This is a genomic window from Streptomyces olivochromogenes (genome assembly GCF_001514115.1).
Lineage (GTDB): Bacteria > Actinomycetota > Actinomycetes > Streptomycetales > Streptomycetaceae > Streptomyces > Streptomyces olivochromogenes.
The window spans coordinates 22,540-31,451 of the sequence record NZ_KQ948451.1 but is presented as its reverse complement, the minus strand read 5'-3'; the positions used below and the strand labels follow the sequence as shown (position 1 = coordinate 31,451).

Below are 8,912 nucleotides of genomic sequence, written 5' to 3'. Positions count from 1 at the left end.
TCCTCGTTCATCCAGCACCTCGACCCCAGGTTGGCCGAGCCGTTCAAAGTCGGCTTCACGGACTCGCTCCACATTGTCTTCCTTCTTGTGGCCGGCGTAATGGTCCTCGCCTTCCTGGTAGCTGTCTGGACCAAGGAGGTGCCGCTGCGCAGGATCTCCGGTCTGGAGGCGCGCGCAGCCGGGGAGCTGAACGGTCCGGCATCGGACGCTGCCTCCGATGCTCGGCTCCCGCAGAGCTGAGGCAACCCCGCGGCACAGCGTTCGTGCCGGGTCCTGACGGAGCGGTGCGCCAGTGCCTGTGACCGCCGTGACCGAGGGCCTCGGTCACGGCGGCTTCACGGCACGGTACGTGGCCGCTCACCACGGCGGCTGTGGGCAGCCGGATGTAGCCACGGGCGCCCACCTGCATGCACCTCTGCTGCCGCCCTGAAGCATGCGCCGCACGGCGGATGGAAAGGGCCGTTGCGTGTCGGGCTCGGAAAGCCATCGCCGCAGGTCGGAGCGATAGAGCGATCTCCGCTGGGACCATGTCCAGCGTGATCGTTTCGATGCTGTACAAGGTCGCCCGCAAGCTCTTATCCGTACCCGGGGTGCTCCTGCGCCGAGACACCGCCAAGGACGCCGAACTGCTCGTGCTCCGGTATGAGAACGCGGTCCTGCGCCGTCAGATCGCCGTCGCGGTTCGCTACGAGCCCGCAGACCGGCTATGGCTTGCTGCCCTCTCCGGCCTGATACCCCGCCGCCGCTGGCGCGAGTTCTTCCCGGTTACACCTGGGACACTGCTGGCCTGGCATCGCAGGTTCATCGCGACATAGCCGACCGGGCACGCCCCGGTAGCAAGCACCACATCATCGTCGACCGGCACGGAACCCCACTCGCCATCACTCTGACCATCGGAAACCGTCACGACGTCACCCAGGCCCGCGCGGTCGGCAACAGCCACCGGCCCCGGCGGCTGTTGCCGACCGCGGCTACGACTTCGACAAGTACCGGCTCCTCGTCCAGGCTCGCGGGATCACACCCAAGATCGCCCGCCGTGGCACCCCGTACGGCTCCGGACTGGGCAAGACCCGATGGGTCCCGCCCTTTGCGATGTCGACCCGGAAGGTTAGATCCCGCAGTGCTCACCGCAGCGCAGCGTTGCGTAGCGTGTCGGGTCTGCCATCCCGTACCGCGCGTAGTACCGCCGCGCCGCCCCCCACGTGCGCGTCGACTGGGAGGGCCAGGGAGTCGAAAGTTGACGATGTCATCACAGCTGCAGTACCCGGTCACGCCGACGAGGCCGAGCGGTCCCGTCCCGGTGGTGGACTGGCCGTGGGCGGGGCCGGTTACTGAGGTTTGATGCGTGATGTCGCTGGGTCGACGCCTTGAACTGCGAAGAGGAGGGCCCGCCCCGCGGCATCATGCGAAGATCACCAGTAACACCCCGATGTCCCCAACCGTGACCAAGATCGTAAATCGCGGAAGAGCCCGTCATCCAGGTGCCCCCTCCCAACCGCCCTGGTAGCGTGCGCCGGCATGTCATCGGAACTGGAACGCCCCCCGCGCCAAGCGGACGAACGCACCGCGCTCATCGGCTGGCTGGACCTGCAGCGGCAGATCCTGCGCTGGAAATGCGAAGGGCTGAGCGACGAGGACGCGCGCCGCCCGGTCATCCCGACCTCACCGGCCATGACGATGGCCGGTCTCATCTCCCACATGCGCTGGACCGAGCACATATGGCTGGAAGTGCTGTTCCTCGGCGGCGACAAGAAGCAGAACCCCGCATTCGACGAGTCAAGCGAGAACGCCGACTGGCACACCGACGGCCGCCCCCTCGCAGAGCTCCTCGCGGAGTACGAGGCCCAGTGCGCCCGCAGCAACGAGATCGTTGCCGCGGCCGACCTGGACGACGCCGGCCGCCACCCCGACTTCCGCGACGGCAGCGCCAACCTCCGCTGGATACTGATCCACCTCGTCGAGGAGACGGGGCGACACGCGGGGCACGCGGACATCGTCCGGGAGCTGCTCGACGGCACGAAGGGCTACTACTAGAACTAGCGCAGCTCCGCGAAGCGGGCCCTTCCCTCAGGAGCCAGGCCAACACGCCTCACGACCAATGCGGGAGAGCCCGTTACTGGTGATCTTCGCATGATGCCGCGCGGCGAACCCTCGTCTTTGCAGTTCAAGACGTCGACCCAGCGACATCACGCATCAAATCTCAGTAGTCGAGCGTGGCGAAGCGTCGGCGGTCGGCGGCGGCATAGTCGGCGGCCGTCTGGTCGGCGGCGACGGCCTGCCGTAGGCGGTCGATGACCGCGGGCAGGCTCGCGGCGGGCAGCGCGCAGGTCATCTCCTCTGTGGGAAGGCCGGTACGGGCGCGGCTGACCGCGCATCCCGGGCTGACCGCGATCTGGCCGCTGTAGGCCAGGGGAATGATCTGGCATTGCGGCCTGGTGGCGAGCCGCAGGTCCGGGCATGCGCCCTGGAGTGTCATGAGCGAGGCAGGCGAGAGCCGGACGAGCACGATGTCCGGGCTGGCCGCGACGGTGAGCGGTTCGTAGCGGATCGACGTCGGCCGGAACGGCAGGCGCCCGACGAGGCCGAAGTCCGCCGGGGTGATCCATCCGGTGCTGATCAGGGCGGCGGTGTCCGCCCCGGACGCGGCGGTGGCCATGTCGATCAGGCCGTGTGTGTAGCTTCCGGTGCTGCAGTTGGCGTGGTCCGAGGCGCGCGTGTCGAGGGATTGCCGCTGGGCGGGCTCCCAGAAGCAGCAGCCTGCGGGCTGGGCGGGGAGACTGCTGTCGCTGGAGGTGGCGGGCTGTGTGCCGAAGGTGATCGCGACTGGCGGGTGTGCGAGGCCGAGGAGTTCGATGAGCGGGGCCGCCCACGTGGATGCGGATGTCATAGAGGCACCTTTCATGTGTGGGGACTGTTTTGTCGGGAGCTGCCACCCGGGAAGGCCACGCGGATCTGGTGGTCGCCGATGTCGAGGTCGAGCCGGATGGAATCACCACTGGTGACGTGCCAGCCGGTTGAGTCCTGGTTGTCGACGGTGACCGAAACCTCAGCGGGACTGGGCAGCTGATCGATGGTGAAACTGGTGGGTTTTCCTCGCTGAGAGGGTGCTGGGGCCGCGGTCTCGATGTTGAGGACGCGCTGGGCCATGTCGTTCTGGGCGCGACGGATGCTGATGTTGGGGTAGTCGACGCCGTGGAGTTGCGGTTCCGACGGCGAAGCGAGCAGGGGGTCGTTGAAGATCCGCCACCAGGCTCCCGGGGTGCCGCACTCGGCGAGCATCAGGGTGGCGTTGACCTGCCCGCGGGGCCAGGTGGAGTCGTAGCCGAACCAGAATCCGAATCGGTCGTTCTCCTCGCCGAAGAACCGGGGCTGGTAGGTGTTCTCGATGTAGTCCCGGATGCGGTCCTCGGTGGCGGTGTCCTTCACTTCATGTGCCATCCACATGGCCGTGCTGAGGTGGTTGGGGTCGGCCTGGAGCCTGCTCAGCGGGAGATCCGGGTCGGACCAGCCGAGTCGCCGCATCGCCAGCTCGTAGATCCACAGAGAGAACTCGCGGTCCTGCGGGTACATGTACAGCAGGCAGGGAAACACCCCGTGGGCCACGGAGGGTCCGGGCAGCGAGTGGAGGCGTTGCTCCATCGGGTCGTAGTAGAGCGCGAAGGTGCGCAGCTCGCCGGAGCGGGTCAGGCTCATGTAGTGCCGGCGGAGGTAGTCGAACCAGCGCGGGACCGGCTCGCTCAGGTTGGTTCCGAGCTGCGCGTCGTAGAGTTTGAGCCCGAGCCCGGTGGCGCTGACGCAGAACGGCCAGATCTTGGTGTTCTCGCAGTGCGGGCCCTGGGGGCGGCTACGGAACTGGGCGGAGATGAATTCCGCGATCCGCGCGTGGGTCCAGGTGAACTGGCGGTTCTGGTATCCGGTGATCTCGAGTGGTTGGTGCTCGGTGGCCTCTCCGGAGACGTAGCGGCGTATGCCGAGGACCAGGTTCAGCCAGCCCCGGTAGAAGACGTTCCCGTCGGCGCCGCACGGGTCGGGCTGCAGTCCCCAGGGTTCGATCCCGTTTCCGGTCCATCCCGGTACCGTGTAGCGGCCGCGGAGCGGTTCGGGGATGAAGGCCTGCCACGCGGGAGGATAGCGGTCCGCACCGGGATCGGGCCCGATCAGTGTGCACCAGTCGACCGCGCCCCAGAACGAGGTGTAGCGGCGGACGAGTTCGTCCGAGATGCGGGTGTAGACCTCCCGCCATGCCGGGGTTGCCTCGAGCATGACCGGGAGGACGTATGACATGTTGTGGACGTCGAATCGGGGGAAGGAGCACATGGGCGGCGCGGTGTAGCGGTCCCACCACGGGAGGGGTTCGCCCTGGTCGCTCCAGTCGTCCGGGGTGGTCGCCTTGTCCCATATGAACCGCAGCCAGCCCAGAGCGCGGTCGTTCAGCGCGGGCGTGGGCGTTGCCTCCTGAGGTGTCACGGCGCGGGTGCTCATCATGGCTCCCGCATCGGTTCCCCATTGGTCCCGCGGACGATCCACAGCTTGCCCCGTGCGTTCCAGGCACCGGTCCACTGTGGATCCAACTGTCGGACAGCCGGCTCGATGATGATTTTCTCGGCACCGTTCGCGGCGGGGTCGTGCGCCACGTACGCGCCCGGGAGGGCCCGCCGGGCGGGGCCGGCCTCGCCGATGGGCACCACATTCCGGATCAGGCCGCGGAACCACATCAGGAGCAGATGGTTGCCCTCGACGCGGACGGTTCCGTCGATGCGGTCACGCATGATGGCGTCGATCGCATCGCGCGACATCAGGTCACGAAGCGCGTGACCGCTGCCGGGGAAGCGGACCGCGAAGTTGGGCGCTGCGGCCTTGCCCGCCGAGGTGGAGACGCTGCGCCGCTGACCGTCGAAGTCCCAGTGCCGTGCGGGACCGTCGTCGGCGGAGATCTCGACCGTGAGACTGCGCGTGATCTGGGCCCGGAGTGGTGCGCTGAACCGCGCCGCCAGCACCAGCCCGTGCCCGAGCCACCACAGCAGCACCCGCAACCCGGTGACCGCCGCCGCATGTGCCGCCCGCTGCTGCCTGTGCACCTGGCTGGTCGTGTCCATCATGGGGCCTTTTCTTCGCCGGCACCGGACAGGAAACTGTGGACCAGTGCGGCGAATTCCTCGGGCCACTGCCAGAGGAAGCCGTGTCCGGAGTCGGGGTAGATCCTGACGCGTGCGTCGGGCAGGTGCTTGGCCAAAAGCCAGGAGTTCGGCGTCGGGATCATGATGTCGTTGTCACCGTTGGCGACCAGAACCGGCTGGGTGATCCCGGCCAGCCGGTCCAGCTGGGACGGGTCGGGGATACCCCATTCGGTGATGGCATCCATCTGGGCGTCGCGGGCCTGCAGACCGGCGGGCTTGTCCCGGTCCTCCGTGCGGGAGGCGCGCCGCTCCAAGAACTCCCGGCCCTTTTGCTGGCTGGACGGGGTGACTTCGAAGAACAGGGACAGCAGATCCTCGGGATGATTGTCGGCGACATTGGCGAGGGCCTGGACGTCGTTGATCCAGCCGTGCATCAGCACGCCGCTGCGCGGCCCGGTGCCGGCCAGCACGAGCCGACGGACGAGCTGGGGACGGATCAGAGTGAGTTCCTGGGCGACCATCCCACCGATGGAGAACCCGAACAGATCGACCCTGGGCAGCCCGAGCGCCTCGACGAAGGTGATGGCATCGCGGGCCATCCCGGTGATGGTGGGCGGCACCGTCCCCGATGACAGGCCCACACCGGCGTTGTCGACCGGGATGACCTCGCGGTGGGCGGCCAGGGAGCCGAGCAGCAGCGGATCCCAGTTGTCCAGGTTGCCGCGGAAGTGCTGCAGCATCACCAGCGGAAGCACGCCGGGGGAGGGAGTGCCGAACCGTCGGTAGGCGTAGGTAACCCCGTTAGCACCCTCAACGAACTGGTTCGGGGCGGTCAGCGCGATGTCGCTGGTCGACATAATCAATCAACTCTTTCGCTTCTGGATCCTGGGTTGTGACGACACAAGGGTCAGACGTTTCTTTCGATGTATTCCAGGTTCGCACTCATGCCTCGGTATGAGGAATCACGTGTGGCACGTGGTCTCCGTGACCGTGTGTGCTACGAACTACCGGAGGTGAGACATCGGGTGACGGTAGGGGGAGGGCCCCGCCACGGCCGTCGGTGCGGCGAGTGACCAGGCTGGCTCACCCGGCACCCGGCGAGCCTCACCGAAGAAGAGACACCGCATCGGAAGGCCGTTCTTGACCGCTGCCCGGAGCTGGCGTCCGCAGTGGAACAGCCGCACAAGATGTCCGCACCTGACCGGGCCGGGTGGGCGCGTGCTGGTGGTGCCGTGGTGTTCTCCAGCATTCATCTTCGCCAGGGCCAACCCCTCACCCCGCACGGGCAACCGCGCAGTTCGACCGGGACGGGCAACCGCAGCCCACAGCCAGCTAGTGTCCTGCGCCTGAAATTCCTAGGTAGTTTCGGCTGAGTTGCGGACGGTCAACACGCCTGGCCGGCGACCGTAGTTGGGTCGCCAGGACGAGGCGGATCTACCGACGGATTACTGGCGCGGGACACTAGCGCGTCACCGCCCCCACCAGGTGACCGGGACGATGTGACGGGGCGTGGTCCGCCGTGGCCGCGTTAGCCTGAACGTGCATGGAGTGAGGCCTCATTCCTCATGGGGCCTCCCCTTGCGCGGGCTAGCCTCTCGCTTTGCGAGCGGGCATTGCCGACGTCGCCTTGGGCCAAGGCACAGATCGAGCCTACGGCGCAGCCCGCCACGTTGCATCTTGAGCTGCTCTGGGTTTCGTGGGGTCCACGGCGCGGGGCAGCTCATTCGGCAAGAGGCCACTGGCCTCCTGGCTCGGCTGACCGAACTGCTCCCTGTCGATGCACGACCCGGGGTATGTCACTGGGCCCGAGGGGCGCCCGTCGCATACGCTGAATAGGGACCCGGATACGGCCCAGCCAGGCGCTATGTCCAGCTGTAGTCGGGCAACAGCTCCCTCGCGATGAGCGCCACAAAATGTGAGCTCGTCCCCGCGTGGTCGTACGCGGCCGCCGAGCACCTGTAGGTCGGTCCGGACGCGCAGTTCACCCTTATCGACAGGCCTACCCGAAGAGGGCAGGCAGGTGACAAAGGAAGCACCATGGACATCAAGGGTTCGGTTGCCCTGGTAACGGGTGCCAACCGCGGAATCGGCCACGCATTCGTCCGCGCACTGATCGAGTATGGAGCAGCCAAGGTCTACGCCGGCGCCCGGGACCCGGCAACCGTGACCGGCGAGGATCTCATCCCACTCCGCCTGGACGTCACCAACCCCGAGGACATTGCCGCAGCCGGAGCGACCGCAGATGACGTCACCATTGTCATCAATAATGCGGGTATCTCGAGCGGCGACACCGGCCTCCTGGAGGGTTCCCTCGACGGCGCACGCCAGGCCATGGAAGTCAACTACTTCGGTACCTGGGCCGTCTGCAGGGCCTTCGCGCCAATCCTTCAGCGCCACGAGGGCGGCGCACTGGTCAACATGCTTTCCATGACCTCCTGGACCGGGCGGCCCGACTTCCCCGGATACGCGGCCTCCAAGGCAGCCCAGTGGTCACTCACCGACTCCCTGCGCCAAGGCCTGCGGGAGCAGGGAACCCTGGTGGTCGGTGTCCACGCAGGCTTCGCCGACACCGGCCTCAGTGCCCGGATCGACGAACCCAAGATCACCGCAGCCGAGGTGGCAGAGCAGACCATGCAAGCGATTGCCAACGGCCGGACCGAAGTCCTCGCTGACGAGCCCACCAGGCAGCTCAAAGCTAGCCTCTCCCAGACCCCTCAGCGCTGAGCTTGCCTCTGTCGTGAGGTTTCCCCGTGATCGTGATCCTGGCCACTCGATCTCTATGCCGCGAAGGCGTGTTGGTGCCGCTGTCTGGTCTCAGCTGGGGTGAGGTAGCCGAAGACCTTGTGCTTGCGCAGGCGGCGGCTATAGAACGTCTCGATGAAGGTGAAGACCTCGGCGCGGGCGGTGGCCCGGTCCCGGCATGCCCGGGTCTCGATGTCTTCTTCGAGTAGGGCCCAGAAGCTCTCCGCCGCGGCGTTGTCGAAGCATGATCCGCTGCGGCCGCAGCTGGGCTGGAGATTCGACTCCCCTATTTCGCGCTGGAATTGGCCGGACGTGTATGCGCTGCCGCGGTCTGAATTCGCTATGCAGGCGGGCTGGAGCCGGCCGCGTCTCGCGGCCATCCGCAGCGCGTCGATGACGAGGGTGGCGCGGTGGTGGTCGGCCATCGCGCGTAGCCGACGACCTCGCGGGGTGGCCAGGTCCAGCCAGCAGGCGAGGTAGAGCCGACCCTCGCCGGTCGGGAGAAACGTGATGTCGCCGACCAACTCCGTGCCGGGCGGTCGGTGTGGAAGTCGCGGCCGGTCAAGTCTGGGGTCGGCCTCGCCTTCTTGTCCAGCCGCGTCAGCAAGTGCCGCCTGCGGCGATGGGGGCCCTGGATGCCCCGCTCGCGCATGACTCGGGCGACCCGCTTGCGGTTCACGCGCTGTCCCAGACGCCGCAGTTCGGCATGGATGCGCGGGACGCTGTAGGTCTGGTGGGAGGCGACGTGGATGACGGTGATCTCGTGGGCCAGCGCCTCGTCGGCGGTCTGCCGGGCAGGTCGGGTTTTCGCCGAGGCGAGCCAGGTGTAGAAAGAGGAGCGGGCCACCTTCAGGAGTCGGCACAGGAAGGCGACATCATGGGTGGTCTTCATTCTTGCGCGGTGGGCAGGCAAGTACCGTAAGTTCAAAGGTTGATCATGTGGCCGGCGAGGCCGTGGAGGGCGTCCTGGACCGCCTCGCTCAGAGTCGGATGTGCGTGGACGTTCCTGATGAGCTCGGTCACCGTGAGGTCCCATTTCTGAGCGAGGGTCGG

8 protein-coding genes and 3 pseudogenes are annotated in these 8,912 nt (G+C 67.2%); 5 read left to right on the top strand and 6 right to left on the bottom strand.

What is annotated here, in order from left to right; all coding sequences use genetic code 11:
* The 4 genes and pseudogenes from AQJ27_RS00145 to AQJ27_RS00135 all read left to right on the top strand — a co-directional run.
* A pseudogene (locus AQJ27_RS00145) lies at positions 1-240 on the top strand (hypothetical protein); the annotation flags it as partial.
* 287 nt (positions 241-527) lie between these two features.
* Positions 528-815 (top strand): hypothetical protein, encoded by a 288-nt coding sequence (locus AQJ27_RS00140; RefSeq protein ID WP_067359921.1) that lies wholly within the window; start codon positions 528-530, stop codon positions 813-815.
* A 2-nt stretch (positions 816-817) separates the two neighbouring features.
* A pseudogene (locus AQJ27_RS57785) lies at positions 818-1,080 on the top strand (transposase); the annotation flags it as partial.
* Positions 1,081-1,518: 438 nt separating this feature from the next.
* The gene (locus AQJ27_RS00135; protein ID WP_067359919.1) at positions 1,519-2,034 is read left to right on the top strand and encodes a DinB family protein; all 516 of its coding nucleotides are present in this window, start codon (positions 1,519-1,521) and stop codon (positions 2,032-2,034) included.
* Positions 2,035-2,200: 166 nt separating this feature from the next.
* Here the strand turns inward: AQJ27_RS00135 and AQJ27_RS00130 are convergent, their stop codons facing one another.
* Genes AQJ27_RS00130 through AQJ27_RS00115 form a run of 4 tightly spaced genes read right to left on the bottom strand, consistent with a single transcriptional unit; the run spans position 2,201 to position 5,974 of the window.
* Positions 2,201-2,887: a DUF169 domain-containing protein gene (locus AQJ27_RS00130; RefSeq protein WP_067359916.1), complete on the bottom strand. Its 687-nt coding sequence runs from the start codon at positions 2,885-2,887 to the stop codon at positions 2,201-2,203.
* 11 nt (positions 2,888-2,898) lie between these two features.
* Positions 2,899-4,485 carry a linalool dehydratase/isomerase domain-containing protein gene (locus tag AQJ27_RS00125; protein WP_235613433.1) on the bottom strand — a complete coding sequence of 529 codons (1,587 nt, stop codon included), beginning with the start codon at positions 4,483-4,485 and terminating at the stop codon, positions 2,899-2,901.
* Complete coding sequence (locus tag AQJ27_RS00120) at positions 4,482-5,099, bottom strand: hypothetical protein (protein ID WP_159064303.1); 618 nt, start codon at positions 5,097-5,099, stop codon at positions 4,482-4,484. The genes AQJ27_RS00125 and AQJ27_RS00120 overlap by 4 nt, the downstream gene beginning before the upstream one ends.
* A complete protein-coding gene (locus AQJ27_RS00115) occupies positions 5,096-5,974 on the bottom strand; it encodes an alpha/beta fold hydrolase (RefSeq protein ID WP_067359911.1) in 879 nt (292 codons plus the stop codon). Before AQJ27_RS00115 ends, AQJ27_RS00120 begins: the two co-directional genes overlap by 4 nt.
* A 1,180-nt stretch (positions 5,975-7,154) precedes the next feature.
* Between AQJ27_RS00115 and AQJ27_RS00110 the strand changes: the two genes are divergently transcribed.
* Positions 7,155-7,841: an SDR family oxidoreductase gene (locus AQJ27_RS00110; protein WP_067359909.1), complete on the top strand. Its 687-nt coding sequence runs from the start codon at positions 7,155-7,157 to the stop codon at positions 7,839-7,841.
* A gap of 53 nt (positions 7,842-7,894) precedes the next feature.
* Here the strand turns inward: AQJ27_RS00110 and AQJ27_RS58300 are convergent, their stop codons facing one another.
* Together AQJ27_RS58300 and AQJ27_RS60680 are read right to left on the bottom strand one after the other, a co-directional pair.
* The gene (locus AQJ27_RS58300; protein WP_096239685.1) at positions 7,895-8,383 is read right to left on the bottom strand and encodes a DDE-type integrase/transposase/recombinase; all 489 of its coding nucleotides are present in this window, start codon (positions 8,381-8,383) and stop codon (positions 7,895-7,897) included.
* A 98-nt stretch (positions 8,384-8,481) separates the two neighbouring features.
* A pseudogene (locus tag AQJ27_RS60680) lies at positions 8,482-8,751 on the bottom strand (IS3 family transposase); the annotation flags it as partial.
* Between the last annotated feature and the right edge of the window lie 161 nt (positions 8,752-8,912).